This is a genomic window from Pantoea sp. Lij88 (genome assembly GCF_030062155.1).
Classification (GTDB): Bacteria; Pseudomonadota; Gammaproteobacteria; order Enterobacterales; family Enterobacteriaceae; genus Pantoea.
On sequence record NZ_CP118269.1, the window covers coordinates 39,637 to 59,722 of the forward strand.

The window sequence follows — 20,086 nt, forward strand, 5'->3', positions numbered from 1 at the left end:
GCTTCGCGGGTGATAACTCGCCGTAATCGCGGGGATCACACGCCTCCCGGCCTCACTCTCAAAGCCGCATCAGCCAATCGCGCCCAGCGCATCTTCCTGACTCTGTTTCTTCGGCAGCAGGAACAGCGTCGCCGCAATATCCAGCAGATAAATCAGCGCCAGCAGGGTAATCGCCGCCGTGAATGAGAACTGGCTCGCCAGCAGACCAATCACTACCGGACCGAAGCCGCCCACGCCGCGTCCAAGATTGAACAGGACATTTTGCGCGGTGGCACGTACCTGCGGCGGGAAGGTATCGGAAATCAGCGCACCGTAGCCGCCAATCATGCCGTTAACAAACATCCCCATGATCGCGCCGGTAAACAGCATGATGTTCGGGTCGCGCAGCTGGGCATAGATCACCACCATGACTACCGCACCAAACTGATAGAGCAGGAAGATTTTCCAGCGCGCAAAACGGTCGGCCAGCACGCCAAACAGCCAGATGCCAAAGGTCATTCCGACCACCGTCACCGCCGTCCAGAGGCCCGACTTCGTCAGGCTGAAGCCAAAGCTGGAGGAGAGGTAGCTCGGCATCCAGATCATCAGCCCGTAGTAACCAAAGTTCTGTACTGAACAGAGGATGAAGATACCCAGGCTGGCTTTGGCGGTGGCACGATCGCGTACCAGCAGCTTCAGGCGTGCCGGAAACGAGAGTGACGGCACATGTTTAACCTGCCGCTGATACGCCTCCGGTTCGCCCATGCCGCGACGAATAGCGAACGAGACCAGCGCAGGCAGTAAACCGACCAGGAACATGCCACGCCAGCCGATAATATTCAGCAGCGGTGGCGTGATAAAGGCCGCCATCAGCACCCCGAGCTGCCAGCCGATACCGACCCAGGCCGACGCACGATTACGCTTCTCTGCGGGCCAGGCTTCGGCAATCAGCGCCATGCCGATACCAAACTCACCCCCCAGCCCCACACCCGCCAGCGTGCGCCAGGCGAGCAGATCCCAGTAACCCTGCGCCACCGCGCACAGGCCGGTAAAGACTGAGAAGACCAGAATCGTGACGGTCAGCATGCGGATGCGGCCATAACGGTCGCTGAGATGACCGAAGACGATGCCACCGATGACCGCGCCAATCAGCGTCCAGGTCACCAGCGATCCCGCCTGTGATGGATTGAGCGCCAGCGAAACACTGATAGCCGGCAGCATAAAGCCGAGTATCAGCAGGTCAAATCCATCCATGGCATAACCGCTGACCGCAGCCAGCATCGCTTTGCCCGGCGTGACGCCTGGCTTAGATTGGGGAGAAGGGGACATCGTTGCGCACCTCAGAGAGAAAAGTGCCGCAATTATAAAGAGAGTTCAGGATGTGACCAATTTAAAAGACTTATCCCTGCGCCGGACAGACGCAGAGATAAGGTTTATCAGGAAGGTTTGTTGCTGCCGTCGTCGCCCGACAGTAATTCATCGAGCCGATCGCCGCCAACGTGACGGAAATCCTGACCTTTGACGAAATAGAAGATGATTTCGCAGATGTTCTGGCAACGATCGCCGATGCGCTCAATGGCGCGGGCACAGAACAGCGCTGTCAGCACGCTGGGAATGGTGCGTGGATCTTCCATCATGTAGGTCATCAGCTGACGCACAATGCCTTCGTACTCTTTATCCACCTTTTTGTCTTCACGGTAGATGGTGATCGCTTCATTAAGATCCATGCGGGCAAAGGCGTCCAGAACATCATGCAGCATCTGTACGGTGTGACGCCCCAGCGACTCAAGGCTCACCAGCAGCGGAAGATGCTGCTGACCAAACTTCTCCAGCGCCGTGCGGCTGATCTTCTCCGCCACGTCACCAATGCGCTCCAGCTCGGAAATGGTTTTGATGATCGCCATCACCAGGCGCAAATCGATCGCGGTCGGCTGACGTTTGGCGATGATGCGCACGCAGGCTTCATCAATCTCCACTTCCATCATGTTGACCTTCTGGTCGCCGTCGATCACCCGCTGCGCCAGTTCGCCATCCAGATTATGCATCGCGGTAATGGCATCGGTCAGCTGCTGCTCGACCATGCCGCCCATGATCATCACCTGGGTACGGATATGCTCCAGTTCGGCATTGAACTGACCGGAGATGTGCTTATTCAGATTCAGATTATCCATGTCGATCTCCTGTCAGATCAGCCGTAACGGCCAGTAATGTAGTCTTCGGTTTGCTTCTGCGCGGGCTTGGTGAACAGCGTGTCGGTGTCGCTGAACTCAATCAGTTCGCCCAGGTACATGAAAGCGGTATGGTCAGAGCAGCGTGCCGCCTGCTGCATGTTGTGCGTCACAATCACCACGGTGTAATCCTGCTTCAGCTCGGTGATCAGCTCTTCAATACGGCCGGTCGAGATGGGATCCAGCGCGGAGCAGGGCTCATCCAGCAGCAATACTTCCGGGCGAATGGCGATACCGCGCGCAATGCAGAGACGCTGCTGCTGGCCGCCGGAAAGACTGTAACCGCTCTGATGCAGCTTGTCTTTGGTTTCATTCCACAGCGCCGCTTTGCTCAGCGCCCACTGCACACGCTCATCCATATCGGCACGCGACAGCTTTTCAAACAGGCGCACGCCAAAGGCGATGTTGTCATAGATCGACATCGGGAACGGCGTCGGCTTCTGGAATACCATGCCGACGCGGGCGCGCAGCAGCGCGATATCCTGCTGGGTCGCCAGAATGTTTTCGCCATCCAGCAGAATGTCACCTTCAGCCCGCTGTTCCGGGTAGAGCGAGTACATTTTATTGAAGGTACGCAGCAGGGTCGATTTACCACAGCCCGATGGCCCGATAAACGCGGTGACCTGATTCTTAGCGATATCCAGATTGATGTTCTTCAGCGCATGAAACTTGCCGTAATAGAAGTTCAGATTACGGACCTGAATTTTATCGGCTGATGCTGTCGCAATACTCATAATTCATCTCTCTTATTCGGCGCCGCGCAGGGCCACGCCGGAAGTTAACCGTGTTTACCTTTGGCGAAAATCACCCGCGCCACAATATTCAGCAGCAGCACGCAGAGGGTAATGATCAGCACACCCGCCCAGGCCAGGCTCTGCCATTCGGCGAACGGGCTCATGGCGAACTTGAAGATGGTGACCGGCAGGTTCGCCAGCGGCTGCATCATGTCGGTGCTCCAGAACTGGTTCGACAGCGCCGTAAACAGCAGCGGGGCCGTTTCCCCTGCGATGCGGGCAATCGCCAGCAGCACGCCGGTGATGATGCCGGAGACCGAGGCTTTCAGAGTGATGGCCGAGATCATCTTCCACTTAGGCGTGCCAAGCGCGTAAGCCGCTTCGCGCATGCTGTCGGGCACCAGACGCAGCATGTTTTCGGTGGTACGAATCACAATCGGCACCTGCAGCAGCGCCAGCGCAATCACCCCGGCCCAGCCGGAGAAGTGCTGCATCTTCGCCACCACCAGGGTGTAGACGAACAGGCCAACCACAATTGAGGGGGCCGAAAGCAGAATGTCGTTAATAAAACGGATCACTTCTGACAGGGCCGATTTGCGCCCATATTCCGCCAGATAGATACCCGCCATAATGCCCAGTGGTGTGCCAAAGAAAGTAGACCAGAAAATCAGTAATCCACTGCCGGCCAGGGCGTTCGCCAGACCGCCGCCCGCGGTATTCGGCGGTGGCGTTGATTCGGTGAACAGGGACCAGGAGAGTCCATCCACGCCCCGTGTGACGGTGGTGAACAGGATCCACACCAGCCAGAACAGGCCAAACGCCATGGTCAGCAGCGACAGGGACAGCGCAATTTTATTTTTAGTACTGCGCCAGGACTGCATTTTACGGCGTGATGCGTCCAGTTCGGCGCGCGCCTGAATTTCAATCGTGGTCATGAGCGCGCTCCTTCACTTTTCTGCAGTCGCATAATCATCAGTTTTGAAATCGCCAGCACGATAAAGGTAATCACAAACAGGATCAGTCCCAGCTCCATCAGCGCGGCAACATGCACGCCCGACTCCGCTTCAGCGAATTCGTTGGCCAGCGCGGAGGTAATGCTGTTACCCGGCATAAACAGCGACGGGCTGTCGAGCTGGTAGGTGTTGCCGATGATAAAGGTCACCGCCATGGTCTCACCCAGCGCACGACCCAGTCCCAGCATCACGCCGCCAATCACGCCATTTTTGGTAAATGGCAGTACGACGCGCCAGATCACTTCCCAGGTGGTGCAGCCGATACCGTAGGCTGACTCTTTCATCATTACCGGGGTCTGCTCAAACACGTCGCGCATGACCGAGGCGATGTACGGGATGATCATGATTGCCAGAATCACCCCCGCCGCAAGAATACCGATACCGAAAGCGGGGCCGGAGAAGAGCTCGCCGACAATCGGAATACCCGACATCACGTCGTTAACCGGCGTCTGAAAATATTCGGCAAACAGCGGCGCGAAGACAAACAGGCCCCACATGCCGTAAACGATACTCGGGATTGCTGCCAGCAGCTCAATGGCGGTACCCAGCGGGCGACGCAGCCAGGCGGGTGAGAGTTCGGTCAGGAACAGCGCGATACCAAAACTCACCGGCACGGCGATAATCAGGGCGATGATGGAGGTCACAAGGGTGCCGTAGATCGGTACCAGTGCGCCAAATTGTTCGTTGGGTGCATCCCAGGTTTTGGTCCACAAAAAGGCGAAACCAAACTTCTGGATGCTGGGCCACGAAGAGATGATCAGGGAGACAATAATGCCGCCCATCAGTAACAGCACAATCAGCGCAGCCAGCCTGACCAGCGCGCCAAAAATCCTGTCACCTTGTTTACCTGGGGCTTTGAATGCCGGCTTCGTTGCAGCCATAGAAGTCTCAGTCTTCAGAAGTTATCAGGGCGGCATGAGCCGCCCGTTGGGTCTGACCGGACCGCTGTCCGGTCAGGGTCGGTCAATTACTGATAAAGCGCTTTACCAGAACTGTCTTTGATGTTGGCTTTCCAGGCGGCGCGAATCTGCTCGGTCACGCTCTCTGGCAGCGCAGCATAATCCAGCGCCGTGGCCGTTTTGCTGCCTTTCTTATAAGCCCAGTCGAAGAACTTCAGCACTTCAGCGCCTTTGGCCGCATTTGCCTGATCTTTGTAGATCAGGATGAAGGTGGTTGAGGAGATTGGCCAGGCATCCGCGCCCTTCTGGAAGGTCAGATCCTGTGCGAACGATTTGCTCCAGTCCGCGCCTTTCGCGGCATTACTGAAGCTGGTCTCGCTTGGAGCGACCGCTTTGCCATCGGCATCAACCAGTTTGGTGTAGGTCAGGTTGTTCTGTTTGGCGTAGGCATATTCCACGTAGCCGATGGAACCTGGCAGACGCTGAACAAACGCGGCGACGCCGTCGTTGCCTTTACCGCCCAGACCCACTGGCCAGTTAACGGTGTTGCCTTTACCAATTTTGCTGTTCCAGTCCGGGTTCACTTTGGCCAGATAGCTGGTGAAGACGAACGAGGTGCCTGAACCATCCGCGCGACGTACTACGTTGATGTTGGTTTCTGGCAGTTTTACGCCTGGGTTAAGTTTGGCGATCGCCGGGTCGTTCCACTTTTTGATGGTGCCGAGGTAGATATCACCGATGGTTTTGCCATCCAGCGTCAGCTGGCCTGACTTGATGCCCGGCAGGTTTACCGCCAGTACCACGCCACCGATCACGGTAGGGAACTGGAACAGGCCATTTTTCTGCAGATCTTCATCTTTCATTGGCGCATCGGACGCACCGAAATCAACGGTTTTGGCGATGATCTGTTTAACGCCGCCAGAGGAACCGATGCCCTGGTAGTTAATTTTGCTACCGGTGGCTTGCTGATATTCTGCTGCCCACTTGGCATAAACCGGCGCCGGGAACGTCCCGCCTGCGCCAGTCAGATCGGTGGCCGCAAAAGCAGATACCGCGCTTACGGCGAAGGTGGTGGCGAGGATTCGGGCTACGGTGCTACGCATCAGTGTCATGTTCCCTCCAGGGGAGAAAAGTCAGGCTAGGGGCCGTTTTAGTAAGAGTCTGTGATTGCTGCAGGAGGGAAAATAGGACAGTTTGATGACAGTGAAATGTACGAAATATGACAGTTATATGACAGAGGGCCAGAATGAAGTGGGCCCGCGACGGGGCCCACCAGGTTATTCTACGGTAACCGATTTTGCCAGGTTACGAGGCTGATCGACGTCAGTGCCTTTGATCAGGGCAACGTGATAGGAGAGTAGCTGCAACGGCACGGTGTAGAAGATAGGCGCAATCACCTCTTCGACATGCGGCAACGGAATAATCTTCATGCCGTCACTGTCGCTGAAGCCTGCATCCTGATCGGCAAACACATAGAGCAGACCGCCGCGTGCGCGCACCTCTTCGATGTTGGATTTGAGCTTCTCCAGCAGTTCGTTGTTAGGTGCCACCACGATCACCGGCATGTCAGCATCAATCAGCGCCAGCGGACCATGTTTCAGCTCGCCTGCGGCGTAGGCTTCCGCATGAATGTAGGAGATCTCCTTGAGCTTCAGCGCCCCTTCCATGGCAATCGGGTATTGATCGCCACGGCCCAGGAACAGCGCGTGATGCTTGTCAGAGAAGCCTTCTGCCAGATTCTCAATCAGCTTATCCTGCGCCAGCATCTGCTCAATGCGGTTCGGCAACGCCTGCAGGGCATGAACGATCTCATGCTCCTTCCCGGCAGACATGCCTTTCAGACGGCCCAGTTTCGCCACCAGCATCAGCAGCACCGCTAACTGGGTGGTGAACGCTTTGGTAGAGGCGACGCCGATTTCGGTGCCCGCTTTGGTCATCAGTGCCAGGTCAGATTCCCGCACCAGTGACGAACCGGCCACGTTGCAGACCGCCAGCGAGCCCAGGTAGCCCAGCTCTTTAGAGAGACGCAGCGCAGCCAGAGTATCTGCCGTTTCACCCGATTGAGACAGGGTGATCAGCAGGCTGTTTTTGCGTACGGCTGACTTGCGATAGCGGAACTCGGAGGCGATCTCCACATCACAGGGGATATTTGCCAGCGACTCAAACCAGTAGCGTGACACCATGCCCGAGTTGTAGGAGGTGCCGCAGGCGATAATCTGAATATGTTCTACCTGGCTCAGCAGCGCTTCTGCACCCGCGCCCAGTTCGCTGAGATCAACCTGACCCTGGCTGAACCGGCCGCTCAGGGTGCTTTTCAGCGCCATCGGCTGTTCGTAGATCTCTTTCTGCATGTAGTGACGGTAAATGCCTTTGTCACCGGCATCATATTGCAGGTTCGATTCGATCTCGGCACGCGTCACGGTGTTACCTTCACGGTCAATCACCGTAACATCACGACGGCTGATCTCGGCGATATCACCCTCTTCCAGATAGATGAACCGACGGGTCACCGGCAGCAGGGCCAGCTGATCGGAGGCGATAAAGTTTTCGCCCATCCCCCGGCCAATCACCAGCGGGCTGCCGGAACGGGCCGCCACCAGCAGTGACGGATCGCGGCTGTCCATGATCACCATGCCATAGGCACCGCGCAGCTGTGGGATCACACGCAGCACGACTTCGCGCAGCGAACCGCCCTGCTTCTGCTCCCAGTGAACCAGATGCGCCACCACTTCGGTGTCGGTTTCAGAGGCAAAGACGTAGCCGCGCTCAATCAGCTCTGCGCGCAGCGGCTCATGGTTTTCAATGATGCCGTTGTGCACGATGATGATGTGCTCTGAGATATGCGGATGCGCATTCGCTTCCGACGGCTCACCATGGGTTGCCCAGCGCGTGTGCGCGATGCCGGTTCCACCGATCAGCGGCTGCTCTTCAGCGGCTTCGGCCAGTTTCTGCACTTTTCCTAACCGCCGCAGGCGCGTGACGTGCCCCTGACGATCGACCACGGCCAGACCGGCCGAATCATATCCGCGATATTCAAGACGACGCAGACCTTCCAGCAGAATTTCTGCGATATCGCGTTGTGCTACTGCACCAACAATTCCACACATAATGATGTTTTCCTGACTACATGGCTTTTCGCCACTTCTGTTGTCATGCGACCTGATATCCGGCTTTGCCGGTTCCCCGAGCCTTGTAGAGAGTGGGGATTATAGTTTTGGCACTGCACTGCATCGGCCCGCATAAAGCGGGCCGTTAAAAAATTTATTTTTTCTTCACCGGACGCTGCCAGTCCGCTTTGTGATTCTGCTCTTTACGGTTATAGACCAGTCCGGCCTCGGTCACATCCTTCATGATGGTGGTGCCCGCCGCAATGGTGGTGCCTGCCGCGACGCTGACCGGGGCCACCAGCTGCGTATCTGAGCCGACAAACACGTTATCGCCAATCACGGTTTTGAATTTATTCGCGCCGTCGTAGTTGCAGGTGATCGTACCCGCACCGATGTTCACGTTGTCGCCAATCTCCGCATCACCCAGATAGGAGAGGTGACCCGCTTTCGATCCTTTGCCGAGACGCGCCTTCTTCATTTCGACAAAGTTGCCTACGTGGGCGGCGTCAGCCAGCTCACTGCCAGGACGCAGACGGGCAAAGGGCCCGACGGTGCAGGCGGTGGCGAGATTGGCATCCTCGATCACCGTATAGGGGCTGATTTCACAATCATCGCCAATCACACTGTTTTTGATGATGCAGCCCGCGCCGATTTTGACGCGCGAGCCCAGCGTGACCTGGCCTTCAATAATGACGTTGGTGTCGATTTCGACATCCCGTCCATGCGTCAGCGTCCCGCGCAGGTCAAAACGCGCCGGATCGCGCAGCATCACACCGGCCAGCAGCAGTTTTTCCGCCTGCTCAGCCTGGTAAGTGCGCTCTAATGTCGCCAGCTGCAGCCGGTTATTCACGCCATCGGTTTCACTGATACGTGCCGGATGGACCGCGTTGATCACCCGGCCTTCCTGATGCGCCAGCGCGATAATATCGGTGATGTAATACTCACCCTGCGCATTGTTGTTGGTGAGCTGCGCCAGCCAGCGTTTTAAATCACCGCCGTTGGCGATCAGGATGCCGGTGTTGATCTCTTTAATGGTGAGCTGCGCCGGGCTGGCATCTTTCTGTTCAATAATGCCGGTGATGGTGTCGTTCTCACGCACAATGCGCCCGTAGCCGGTAGGGTCATCCAGTACCACGGTGAGTAAGCCGATGCCACCCTGCGGTTTTGCTTCGCGCAGGCGCTGTAATGTCGCCTGAGTGATCAGCGGCACGTCGCCATAGAGCATCATGATATCTTCATCATCGGCGAAGGCAGGCGCGGCCTGCTGCATCGCATGGCCGGTGCCGAGCTGTTCAGCCTGCAGCACCCAGTTAAGCGAGCTGTCAGTGAGGGTCGCTTTCAGCCGATCGCCGCCGTGACCATAAACCAGATGCACCTGCTGTGCGCCCAGCCCTTTGGCTGCGTCGATCACGTGCTGAACCATCGGTTTGCCTGCCAGCGTATGCAGAACTTTAGGCAGATCGGAATACATACGGGTGCCCTTGCCAGCAGCAAGGATCACCACACTCATCGCACTGTTAGACATAACTATCCTGAGTGAATTTTTACGGGTGAAAGTAAAACGGTTTGGGGGTGAGATTACTACATTTTTCTCAGGCCGAAATTAGGCGGACAGGCAGATCGGGCGTCGCAGACAAAAAAAATGCCAGCCCGAGGGCTGGCATTTCGTGACGCATAAAGCTGGATTACATCGCTTTTTTGGTCAGTTCGATCACGCGCAGTTTAGCAATGGCTTTCGCCAGCTCGGCAGAGGCCTGAGCATAGTCCACGTCGCCGTGGCTGCTGTTCATGTGCTCTTCTGCTTTGCGTTTTGCTTCCAGAGCACGCGCTTCATCCAGATCGGTACCGCGAATCGCGGTATCGGCCAGAACGGTGCTGCTGCATGGTTGCACTTCCAGCACGCCGCCAGAGAGGTAGATATACTCCTCTTCGCCGTGCTGTTTCACGATACGGATCATTCCAGGCTTAATGGCAGTCAGTAGCGGCGCATGGCCAGGGAAAATCCCCAGTTCACCTTCGCTACCTGACACCTGAATTTTCTGTACCAGACCAGAGAACAACTGCTCCTCTGCGCTGACCACATCCAGGTGATAAGTCATAGCCATAATCTTCCTCCCGGGAAACCGTTATTACAGTTTCTTCGCTTTTTCCACGGCTTCTTCGATGGCGCCAACCATGTAGAAGGCCTGCTCTGGCAGGTGGTCAAACTCACCTTCCATGATGCCTTTAAAGCCACGGATAGTGTCTTTCAGCGTAACGTATTTACCCGGTGAACCGGTGAATACTTCCGCAACGAAGAACGGCTGAGACAGGAAGCGCTGAATCTTACGCGCACGTGCCACCAGCAGTTTGTCTTCTTCAGACAGCTCATCCATACCGAGGATGGCGATGATGTCTTTCAGTTCCTGATAACGCTGCAGCAGTGACTGAACGCCACGCGCAACATCATAGTGTTCCTGACCGACAACCAGCGGATCCAGCTGACGGCTGGTAGAGTCCAGCGGGTCAACGGCCGGGTAGATACCCAGAGAAGCGATCTGACGGCTCAGCGTTACCGTTGAGTCTAAGTGCGCAAAGGTGGTTGCTGGTGACGGGTCAGTCAGGTCATCCGCAGGGACGTAAACGGCCTGTACGGAGGTGATTGAACCGGTCTTGGTGGAGGTAATACGCTCCTGCAACACACCCATCTCTTCTGCCAGCGTTGGCTGGTAACCTACCGCAGATGGCATACGACCCAGCAGTGCAGAAACTTCTGTACCGGCCAGGGTATAACGGTAAATGTTATCGATGAACAGCAGAACGTCGCGGCCTTCATCACGGAATTTTTCCGCCATGGTCAGACCGGTCAGAGCAACGCGCAGACGGTTACCCGGCGGCTCGTTCATCTGGCCATAGACCAGAGCAACTTTATCGATAACGTTTGAGTCAGTCATTTCGTGGTAGAAGTCGTTACCCTCACGAGTACGCTCACCCACACCAGCAAACACAGAGTAACCTGAGTGTTCAGCTGCGATGTTACGGATCAGTTCCATCATGTTGACGGTTTTACCTACACCCGCACCACCGAACAGACCCACTTTACCGCCTTTGGCAAACGGACACATCAGGTCGATAACCTTGATGCCGGTTTCCAGCAGTTCCTGCGAGTTAGACTGATCTTCATAAGAAGGCGCTGCGCGGTGAATAGAGGCGATCTCTACTGCGCTGCCATCTTCTTCTTTCAGCTCGCCTTTCATATCGATTGGCTCGCCGAGAACGTTCATGATACGGCCCAGGGTCGCTTTACCGACTGGAACCTGAATCGGTTTCTGCAGGTCGTTGACGTTCAGACCACGCTTCAGGCCGTCAGACGTACCCATTGCGATGGTACGTACTACGCCGCCGCCCAGCTGCTGCTGTACTTCCAGCACCAGACGCGCATCACCATTCATCACCTCGAGGGCGCTGTACACTTGCGGTACCGCGTCCTGAGGGAATTCGACGTCAACAACGGCGCCGATAATCTGGACAATCTTTCCAGTTGCCATCTTGAATCCTCTACCTAATTCCAAACCTGGTTAAACCGCGGAGGCCCCCGAGACGATCTCGGTAAGTTCCTGGGTGATGCTGGCCTGACGAGCTTTGTTGTAAACCAACTGCAGCTCTTTGATCAGATTTCCGCCGTTATCGGTTGCGGCTTTCATCGCTACCATACGTGCGGCCTGCTCACTGGCCAGATTTTCCACCACACCCTGATAAACCTGCGATTCGACATAACGACGCAGCAGGGTATCCAGCAGCGCTTTCGGATCGGGTTCGTACAGGTAATCCCAGGTCTTCGCCTTCATCTCTTCTTCACCTTCCGCTGGCGCTAACGGCAGCAGTTGGGTGATGGTCGGAGTCTGAGACATGGTGTTATTGAACTTGTTACTGACGATCATCAGTTTGTCGATGCGGCCTTCATCATAAGCCTGCAACATCACTTTTACCGGGCCAATCAGATCAGACAGGGCAGGTTTATCGCCCATGCCGCTGACTTGCGCCACAATGTTGCCACCCACAGCACTGAAGAATGACGCCCCTTTTGAACCGATAATCGACAGATCGCTCTGCACGCCTTTATCGGACCAGGACTTCATATCCGCCAGTAATTTTTTGAACAGGTTAATGTTCAAACCACCACAAAGCCCGCGGTCTGTTGAAACGACCAGGTAGCCGACGCGCTTCACGTCGCGCTCTTCCAGGTAAGGGTGCTTGTATTCCAGATTACCCAACGCAAGGTGACCAATCACTTTGCGCATGGTGTCTGCATACGGACGGCTGGCCGCCATGCGTTCCTGCGTTTTACGCATCTTGGAGGCGGCGACCATTTCCATCGCTTTGGTGATCTTCTGCGTGTTTTTCACGCTTCCGATCTTGCTTCGTATCTCTTTTGCGCCGGCCATTAGCTTCTCCTCAAAGCCTTGCGGCCTGCCTTTTCAGACAGGCCGCCAGACATTACCAGGACTGGGTTGCTTTAAACGTATCGATCAGGCCTTTCAGCTTCGCTTCGATATCGTTGTTAAAGTTACCCGACTGGTTGATTTCAGCCATCAGCTCAGCGTGGTCGCGATCGGCGAAGGCCAGCAGTGCAGCTTCGAAGCTGCCAATTTTTGCCAGTTCAACGTCGTTCAGGTAGCCACGCTCTGCAGCGAACAGAACCAGACCCTGCTGCGCGACTGACATCGGCGCATACTGTTTCTGCTTCAGCAGCTCAGTCACTTTCTGACCATGGCTCAGCTGTTTGCGGGTTGCATCGTCCAGATCAGACGCGAACTGCGAGAACGCCGCCAGTTCACGATACTGTGCCAGCGCGGTACGGATACCACCGGACAGTTTCTTGATGATCTTGGTCTGTGCAGCACCACCTACGCGGGATACCGAAATACCTGGGTTAACGGCCGGACGAATACCGGAGTTAAACAGGTTCGATTCCAGGAAGATCTGACCATCAGTAATCGAGATTACGTTGGTCGGAACGAACGCAGAAACGTCGCCCGCCTGGGTTTCGATGATCGGGAGCGCGGTCAGTGAACCGGTTTTACCTGTCACTGCGCCATTGGTGAAACGTTCAACATAATCAGCGCTTACGCGTGATGCACGTTCCAGCAGACGGGAGTGGAGATAGAACACGTCGCCAGGGAAAGCTTCACGGCCTGGTGGACGGCGCAGCAGCAGAGAGATTTGACGGTAAGCGATAGCCTGCTTGGAGAGGTCATCGTATACGATCAGCGCATCTTCACCACGGTCACGGAAGTATTCGCCCATCGCACAACCTGCGTACGGAGAGAGATACTGCAGTGCAGCAGATTCAGAAGCAGACGCCACAACAACGATGGTGTTCTGCAGTGCGCCATGCTCTTCCAGCTTACGAACCACGTTAGAGATGGTTGAGGCTTTCTGACCAATCGCAACGTAGACACACTTGATGCCTGAGTCGCGCTGGTTGATGATCGCATCGATCGCCATCGCGGTTTTACCGGTCTGACGGTCACCGATGATCAGCTCACGCTGGCCACGGCCGATTGGAATCATCGCATCGACCGACTTATAACCGGTCTGAACCGGCTGGTCGACTGACTGACGATCGATAACGCCAGGTGCAATCACTTCGACCGGTGAGAAACCGTCGTTGTCGATTGCGCCTTTACCGTCGATCGGCGCACCCAGGGTGTTCACGACGCGGCCCAGCAGGCCACGGCCTACCGGTACTTCAAGAATACGGCCAGTACACTTAACCTTCATGCCTTCGGCGAGGTCAGCGTAAGGACCCATCACCACTGCACCAACCGAGTCACGCTCGAGGTTCAGGGCGATAGCGTAACGGTTACCCGGCAGGGCAATCATCTCACCCTGCATCACATCGGCCAGGCCGTGTACGCGGATGATACCGTCACTTACAGAAACAATCGTACCTTCGTTGTGAGCTTCACTCACGACATTGAACTGAGCAATGCGCTGCTTGATCAGTTCGCTGATTTCGGTGGAATTCAGTTGCATATGCTCCAGTCCCCTTAAGACTGCAAGACGTCAGCCAGACGGTCAAGTCGGCCGCGTACGCTGCCGTCAATAACCAGATCACCCGAACGGATGATCACGCCTGCCATCACAGACTTATCAATTTTGCAATTCAGCTTAACTTTGCGTGACAGACGTTTTTCCATCGCGGCGCTGATTTTATTCAGCTGGTCGTCACTCAGCGTACTGGCGGAGATAACATCAACTTCAGCGGTGGCTTCATAAGCGTCACGCAGTTCGATGTATTGAGCCAGTACAGCCGGAAGCGCTGTCAAACGTCCGTTTTCCGCCATCACCTTAATCAGGTTCTGCGCGGGTTCATCCAGTTGATCACCACAGACTGCGTTGAACGACGCTGCCAGCGCTTCGGGTGCTAATGCACCTGAGAGAAGATCAGCCATCTGTTCATTGCGAGCCACTTCTGCGGCAAACGCCAGCATCTGTTGCCAGCGTTCTATACTTTGATGCTCAACAGCAAAGTCAAAAGCTGCTTTGGCGTAGGGGCGAGCTACAGTAATCAGATCAGACATCAGCCCCTCCCTCCTTACAGTTCAGCGACCAGTTTATCAACGATGTCGCTGTTAGCAGCTTCATCCACGGAGCGTTCGATGATCTTCTCGGCGCCAGCCATAGCCAGCAACGCAACCTGCTTACGCAGTTCTTCACGCGCACGTTTGCGTTCGGCATCAATTTCAGCCTGCGCTTGTGTCACGATGCGATTACGTTCGTTTTCAGCTTCGGTTTTGGCTTCGTCCAGAATCTGCGCGCGACGCTTGTTCGCTTGCTCGATAATGACCTGAGCGTCTTCTTTGGCTTTTTTCAGCTGGTCGGTCGCATTAGCCTGCGCGAGATCCAAATCTTTCTTAGCACGTTCAGCAGAAGCAAGGCCTTCAGCAATTTCTTTCTGGCGCTTTTCGATAGCAGCCATAAGCGGCGGCCATACGTACTTCATGCAGAACGCGACAAACAGGATGAACGCGATAGCCTGGCCGAGGATTGTTGCATTAATGTTCACAGCACAATGCCTCTAGATTGAGTATTTAACTTTTCTGCCGTTATCGTTGTGATAAGCGGCAGAATCCGTTCACCCTTGCACATTGTGCGCTGAGTGAACACAGGGCTTTAGGCGACAGCAAACATCACGTACAGACCCAGACCAACAGCGATCATCGGGATTGCATCCACCAGACCCATTACAACAAAGAACTGCGTGCGCAGCAGAGGAATCAGGTCAGGCTGACGAGCAGCGCCTTCCAGGAATTTTCCTCCGAGGATGCCGATACCGATCGCAGCACCGATTGCCGCCAGGCCCATCATCACAGCGGCAGCCATGTACAGCAGATCCATATTCAGGTTTTCCATGACAGTCTCCAGTTTGTTTCAGTTAAATGCTCCCTTCATCTCCCGGGCTTCAGCGGTGTGCGCCGTAACCCGGAATCAAGAGGGAAAGTAGTGTTGAGAAAAAAATCAATGCTCTTCAGATGCCATCGACAGATAGACGATCGTGAGGACCATGAAAATGAAAGCCTGTAGCGAAATGATCAGGATGTGGAAAATGGCCCACGGCACATTCAGCACCCACTGCGACCACCACGGCAACAGACCGGCAATAAGGATAAAGATCAGTTCACCCGCATACATGTTACCGAACAGTCGTAAACCCAGTGATACAGGCTTAGACAGCAGGCTCACACCTTCCAGAATCAGGTTGATCGGGATGAAGATCGGGTGGTTAAAAGGCTGCAGCGTCAGCTCTTTCGTGAAGCCGCCAATGCCTTTCATTTTGATGCTGTAGAACAGAATCAAAATAAATACGCCCAACGCCATAGATAGCGTGATGTTCACGTCTGCAGATGGTACGACGCGAAGCGCCGGCAAACCAAACACGTGCTCGCCAATATATGGCAGCAAGTCGATTGGCAGCAGATCCATGAAGTTCATCAGGAAGACCCAGACAAAGATTGTCAGAGCCAGCGGGGCGATAAGTTTGCTCTTACCGTGATACATGTCGCGAACGTTACTATCGACGAAACCGACAACCAGTTCGATAGCCGCCTGCATTTTCCCTGGCACACCGCTGGTGGCAGACTTCGCCACGCTACGGAACAACACCAGGAAGATGATTCCCAGCACCATAGAGAAAAACATGGAATCGATATTTAATACCCAGAACGTCGCGGGAGCGTCGTGCGGATTCACTATCTCGAAGGTACGCAGGTCCAACTGAAGATGAGTCAGGTGGTGACCGATGTACTCTTGCGGAGTAGAGATTTCTCCTGCAGCCATGATGCCTCTTACCCTTTGTTGTTAATTACCGCCGGTGCCAGCATTTGAACCACCAGCACCGATAACCAGGTTATTCCGACCGGCCAGAAGACCGCCCCGAACAGACCCAACGCCACAATGAGCAAAATGATGGTCGCAAACACTTTGGCTATTTCACCTAAAGCGAAGCTCCACGCGACTCGCCCCGAAGCGGGGGGTTGCCCCTGCAGGCGCCAGGCTAAAAACAAAAACAATACGTTTGGCAGCCAGGCTGCCGCTCCGCCAGCAAGAGCAGAGACACCCCATGTGACATCTTTAACAGCAAAGAGCGCGCCGATGATGACTATTGTCACCAGCTGAATCATCAGCACCGTTCTGGCGAATTTTACACTGTAAAGAGACACTGACATGACGCTGATACTCTCCTGCCCCGTTAGGGGTATGTCGCGTGTCGTATAAGACTGCCTTTGCGCAGTTGAGTCAAGCAGCAAAAGCCGTGCAAATTATACGGGCCGCACCTGCGATTTCAATCGGTAAGTAGCGAAAAGGTGAACAATTATTTAAATTTCTTTCCGGAGGGCTATTTTTCCAAAGATTACCCTGCAGAGATTCACGCTAATCTGACTGAAAATTCCCTCGCATCTTGCTTTTAAAGCGTGCTTTAGATCACATAATAAGCACTCACACTACACTGAGTTTTATCTGGCACCTATTTAAGAACAATCTGTAAAACAGATTAAACCTTTAAAATCAGTGTATTGAAATTATAAAATTGCGCATGCAAGCCTATTTTCACCTAAAACACGCTATTGACATCGAAGTATGCTTAAGAATCGTGAAATTGATATTACGCACGCAAAGTTATTACCACGATATATTTTCCGGCGTGACTACTTTTATTCCGCGACCCGCCTATACAAGTGATATTTCTGATAAATAAATGTGAACTAATCGTTAAATGTAACAGAGCTTTTCGGATAATTTCCGTGGCCCTTTTTAACCTTCTGCCAGCCAGGGGTTAATCAAAATCTTTTATTGATAGCGCATCATATGCACTTTTTTCATTGGAACCCTGATAAAACCCCTGGTAAATAAAGGCCTACTGGTGACGAATGATGACCAGATGACGGTCACCTTCCAGCTGCGGCACCTGCAGCTTAATCACCGCATCGGAGACATAACCGGCCGGTAATTCAGCGATTTCATCATCCGGACGCACACCTTTGAGCGCAAAGAACCGCCCTTCTCTTCCCGGCAGATGATGACACCAGTTCACCATGTCGGTCAGCGAGGCAAATGCGCGACTGATTACGCCATCAAAAGGCGGCTCAGCCGGGAATGCCTCAACCCGGCTCTGCACCGGAGTAATGTTAGTGAGTCCTAACTCATGCTGAACCTGACGCAGGAAACGCACCCGCTTGCCCAGGCTGTCGAGCAGCGTAAAGTGCGCATCGGGCATCACGATAGCCAGCGGAATGCCAGGCAATCCGGGTCCGGTTCCGACATCAATAAAACGTGAGCCTTTCAGATGCGGCGCCACCACGATGCTGTCGAGAATATGGCGGACCAGCATCTGCTGCGGGTCGCGCACGGATGTCAGATTGTAGGCTTTGTTCCACTTGTCCAGCAGGCCGACATAGGCAACCAGCTGCTGTTTTTGTTGATCGGAGAGGGAAATACCGGCTGCTTTTAGCAGCGACGTGAGTGTGTTGATCACAGCATAAGTCCATTCAGCGGGGGCGAGTCGCCTCGCCCCGTTTCAGATCAGGCGCTTTTGCGCAGCAGACCCTGTTTTTTCAGATAGATAAGCAGAATTGAGATGGCCGCCGGCGTAATGCCGGAAATGCGCGTTGCCTGACCAATCGACGACGGCTTGTGATCGTTCAGCTTGGCGATCACCTCATTCGACAGCCCGTTCACCTGACGGTAGTCGAGGTCTACCGGTAACAGCGTATTCTCGTTACGCAACTGGCGGTCGATCTCTTCCTGCTGGCGCGCAATATACCCTTCATATTTGACCTGAATCTCAACTTGCTCAGCGGCCTGCTCATCAGTCAGAGCCGGACCAAAGGCATCCAGTGTCATCAGCTTCAGGTAAGTCAGCTCCGGACGGCGCAGCAGATCTTCCCCGCTGGCTTCTTTGGTCAGCGGCGCGCTGAGGACGGTGTTCACTTCTGTCACGTGTTCTGACTTCGGATGAACCCAGATATCGCGCAGGCGCTGACGCTCCAGTTCAATCGCTTCCAGTTTCTGATTGAAACGCGCCCAGCGCGCATCGTCCACCAGACCCAGCTCACGACCGGTTTCGGTCAGACGCAGATCGGCGTTGTCTTCGCGCAGCATCAGACGGTATTCAGCACGGGAGGTAAACATCCGGTACGGCTCTTTGGTGCCGAGTGTGCAGAGATCATCAACCAGCACGCCCAGATAAGCCTGGTCACGACGCGGCGCCCAGCCCTCTTTGTCGGCAGACTGGCGGGCCGCATTCAGACCAGCCAGCATCCCCTGCGCAGCCGCTTCTTCGTAGCCGGTGGTGCCGTTGATCTGTCCGGCAAAGAACAGGCCGTGAATAAATTTACTTTCCAGCGTCGGTTTGAGATCGCGCGGATCGAAGAAGTCATACTCAATGGCATAACCCGGACGCACGATCTTCGCATTCTCCATACCCTGCATCGAGCGGACGATCTGAATCTGCACGTCAAACGGCAGACTGGTCGAAATCCCGTTCGGGTAGATCTCATTACTGGTCAGCCCTTCCGGCTCCAGGAAAATCTGATGCGAGTTACGATCGGCAAAACGCATGACTTTGTCTTCGATCGACGGGCAGTAGCGAGGGCCGATCCCCTCAATGATCCCGGCATACATCGGGCTGCGATCCAGATTATTGCGGATCACATCATGGGTTTTCTCGTTGGTATAGGTGATCCAGCACGGCACCTGCTGCGGATGCTGAGAGGCATTGCCCATGAACGAGAACACCGGCATCGGGTTATCGCCGTGCTGCGGACTGAGCACTGAAAAATCGATGGTGCGCGCATCGATACGCGGTGGCGTACCGGTCTTGAGGCGGTTGACCCGCAGCGGCAGCGCACGCAGTCGTTTTGCCAGCGGAATGGACGGGGGATCGCCAGCGCGACCGCCACTGTAATTGTCCAGACCGATATGAATTTTGCCGTCAAGGAATGTACCGACGGTGAGGACCACGGTTTTCGCGCGGAACTTCAGTCCCATCTGGGTGACTGCACCCACCACCCGATCGTTTTCCACGATAAGATCGTCAACCGCCTGCTGGAAGATCATCAGATTGGGCTGGTTCTCCAGTGCGGTGCGCACTGCCTGGCGATAGAGCACGCGATCCGCCTGAGCACGGGTAGCCCGCACTGCCGGACCTTTGCTGGCGTTTAGTATCCTAAACTGGATACCCGCCTGGTCAATCGCACTGGCCATCAGACCACCCAGGGCATCCACTTCCTTCACCAAATGTCCTTTGCCAATACCACCAATCGCCGGGTTACAGGACATTTGTCCAAGCGTATCAATGTTATGGGTGAGTAACAGGGTTTGCTGACCCATTCGGGCTGCCGCCATTGCGGCTTCGGTGCCCGCATGACCACCACCAATTACGATGACGTCAAAAGGATCCTGATAAAACATGAAGTGGTACCTCGGTTGATGAACTTGCAGGATCGTCGTCCTGGGGCGTGGATTCTACTCAAATTCCGTCTGGGGTGAAAGCCGCGGGATCGTCCGGTTTTAAAAGAAAGGATCTTAGATCTGTATATGATCTTTCTGTTAGATCTCTTATTAGGATCCCGGTTTTCTGTG

General features: G+C 54.8%; 19 protein-coding genes. All 19 read right to left on the reverse strand.

Annotation, left to right across the window (positions count from 1 at the left end; translation table 11 throughout):
- Positions 1-69: 69 nt before the first annotated feature.
- Positions 70-1,308 carry an MFS transporter gene (locus tag PU624_RS04045; RefSeq protein WP_283546684.1) on the reverse strand — a complete coding sequence of 413 codons (1,239 nt, stop codon included), beginning with the start codon at positions 1,306-1,308 and terminating at the stop codon, positions 70-72.
- Between the two features lie 107 nt (positions 1,309-1,415).
- A complete protein-coding gene (gene phoU, locus PU624_RS04050) occupies positions 1,416-2,150 on the reverse strand; it encodes a phosphate signaling complex protein PhoU (RefSeq protein WP_003849553.1) in 735 nt (244 codons plus the stop codon).
- Between the two features lie 17 nt (positions 2,151-2,167).
- Positions 2,168-2,941: a phosphate ABC transporter ATP-binding protein PstB gene (gene pstB, locus PU624_RS04055; protein WP_283546685.1), complete on the reverse strand. Its 774-nt coding sequence runs from the start codon at positions 2,939-2,941 to the stop codon at positions 2,168-2,170.
- Between the two features lie 44 nt (positions 2,942-2,985).
- A complete protein-coding gene (gene pstA, locus PU624_RS04060) occupies positions 2,986-3,876 on the reverse strand; it encodes a phosphate ABC transporter permease PstA (protein WP_090966628.1) in 891 nt (296 codons plus the stop codon).
- Complete coding sequence (gene pstC / locus PU624_RS04065) at positions 3,873-4,835, reverse strand: phosphate ABC transporter permease PstC (protein ID WP_090966630.1); 963 nt, start codon at positions 4,833-4,835, stop codon at positions 3,873-3,875. The genes pstA and pstC overlap by 4 nt, the downstream gene beginning before the upstream one ends.
- An 86-nt stretch (positions 4,836-4,921) precedes the next feature.
- Entirely contained in the window at positions 4,922-5,965 is a 1,044-nt protein-coding gene (gene pstS, locus PU624_RS04070) for a phosphate ABC transporter substrate-binding protein PstS (protein WP_283546686.1), read from the reverse strand.
- A 165-nt stretch (positions 5,966-6,130) separates the two neighbouring features.
- Complete coding sequence (glmS, locus tag PU624_RS04075; protein ID WP_283546687.1) at positions 6,131-7,960, reverse strand: glutamine--fructose-6-phosphate transaminase (isomerizing); 1,830 nt, start codon at positions 7,958-7,960, stop codon at positions 6,131-6,133.
- A gap of 154 nt (positions 7,961-8,114) precedes the next feature.
- Positions 8,115-9,485 (reverse strand): bifunctional UDP-N-acetylglucosamine diphosphorylase/glucosamine-1-phosphate N-acetyltransferase GlmU, encoded by a 1,371-nt coding sequence (glmU, locus tag PU624_RS04080; RefSeq protein WP_283546688.1) that lies wholly within the window; start codon positions 9,483-9,485, stop codon positions 8,115-8,117.
- Between the two features lie 160 nt (positions 9,486-9,645).
- Positions 9,646-10,065 carry a F0F1 ATP synthase subunit epsilon gene (locus PU624_RS04085; RefSeq protein ID WP_283546689.1) on the reverse strand — a complete coding sequence of 140 codons (420 nt, stop codon included), beginning with the start codon at positions 10,063-10,065 and terminating at the stop codon, positions 9,646-9,648.
- 24 nt (positions 10,066-10,089) lie between these two features.
- Positions 10,090-11,487: a F0F1 ATP synthase subunit beta gene (gene atpD / locus PU624_RS04090; protein WP_008926373.1), complete on the reverse strand. Its 1,398-nt coding sequence runs from the start codon at positions 11,485-11,487 to the stop codon at positions 10,090-10,092.
- Positions 11,488-11,517: 30 nt separating this feature from the next.
- Entirely contained in the window at positions 11,518-12,384 is an 867-nt protein-coding gene (gene atpG, locus PU624_RS04095) for a F0F1 ATP synthase subunit gamma (protein ID WP_179898913.1), read from the reverse strand.
- A gap of 52 nt (positions 12,385-12,436) precedes the next feature.
- Complete coding sequence (atpA, locus tag PU624_RS04100) at positions 12,437-13,978, reverse strand: F0F1 ATP synthase subunit alpha (protein ID WP_003849532.1); 1,542 nt, start codon at positions 13,976-13,978, stop codon at positions 12,437-12,439.
- A gap of 14 nt (positions 13,979-13,992) precedes the next feature.
- The gene (atpH, locus tag PU624_RS04105; protein WP_090966638.1) at positions 13,993-14,526 is read right to left on the reverse strand and encodes a F0F1 ATP synthase subunit delta; all 534 of its coding nucleotides are present in this window, start codon (positions 14,524-14,526) and stop codon (positions 13,993-13,995) included.
- A 14-nt stretch (positions 14,527-14,540) separates the two neighbouring features.
- Positions 14,541-15,011: a F0F1 ATP synthase subunit B gene (gene atpF / locus PU624_RS04110; RefSeq protein ID WP_003849528.1), complete on the reverse strand. Its 471-nt coding sequence runs from the start codon at positions 15,009-15,011 to the stop codon at positions 14,541-14,543.
- A 107-nt stretch (positions 15,012-15,118) separates the two neighbouring features.
- A complete protein-coding gene (atpE, locus tag PU624_RS04115) occupies positions 15,119-15,358 on the reverse strand; it encodes a F0F1 ATP synthase subunit C (protein WP_003849523.1) in 240 nt (79 codons plus the stop codon).
- Positions 15,359-15,463: 105 nt separating this feature from the next.
- A complete protein-coding gene (gene atpB, locus PU624_RS04120; protein ID WP_283546690.1) occupies positions 15,464-16,282 on the reverse strand; it encodes a F0F1 ATP synthase subunit A in 819 nt (272 codons plus the stop codon).
- Positions 16,283-16,290: 8 nt separating this feature from the next.
- Positions 16,291-16,671, reverse strand: a complete 381-nt coding sequence (gene atpI / locus PU624_RS04125; RefSeq protein WP_283546691.1) for a F0F1 ATP synthase subunit I — start codon at positions 16,669-16,671, stop codon at positions 16,291-16,293.
- A gap of 689 nt (positions 16,672-17,360) precedes the next feature.
- Complete coding sequence (rsmG, locus tag PU624_RS04130; protein ID WP_090966643.1) at positions 17,361-17,978, reverse strand: 16S rRNA (guanine(527)-N(7))-methyltransferase RsmG; 618 nt, start codon at positions 17,976-17,978, stop codon at positions 17,361-17,363.
- A gap of 47 nt (positions 17,979-18,025) precedes the next feature.
- Positions 18,026-19,915: a tRNA uridine-5-carboxymethylaminomethyl(34) synthesis enzyme MnmG gene (mnmG, locus tag PU624_RS04135; protein ID WP_283546692.1), complete on the reverse strand. Its 1,890-nt coding sequence runs from the start codon at positions 19,913-19,915 to the stop codon at positions 18,026-18,028.
- Positions 19,916-20,086: the final 171 nt, after the last annotated feature.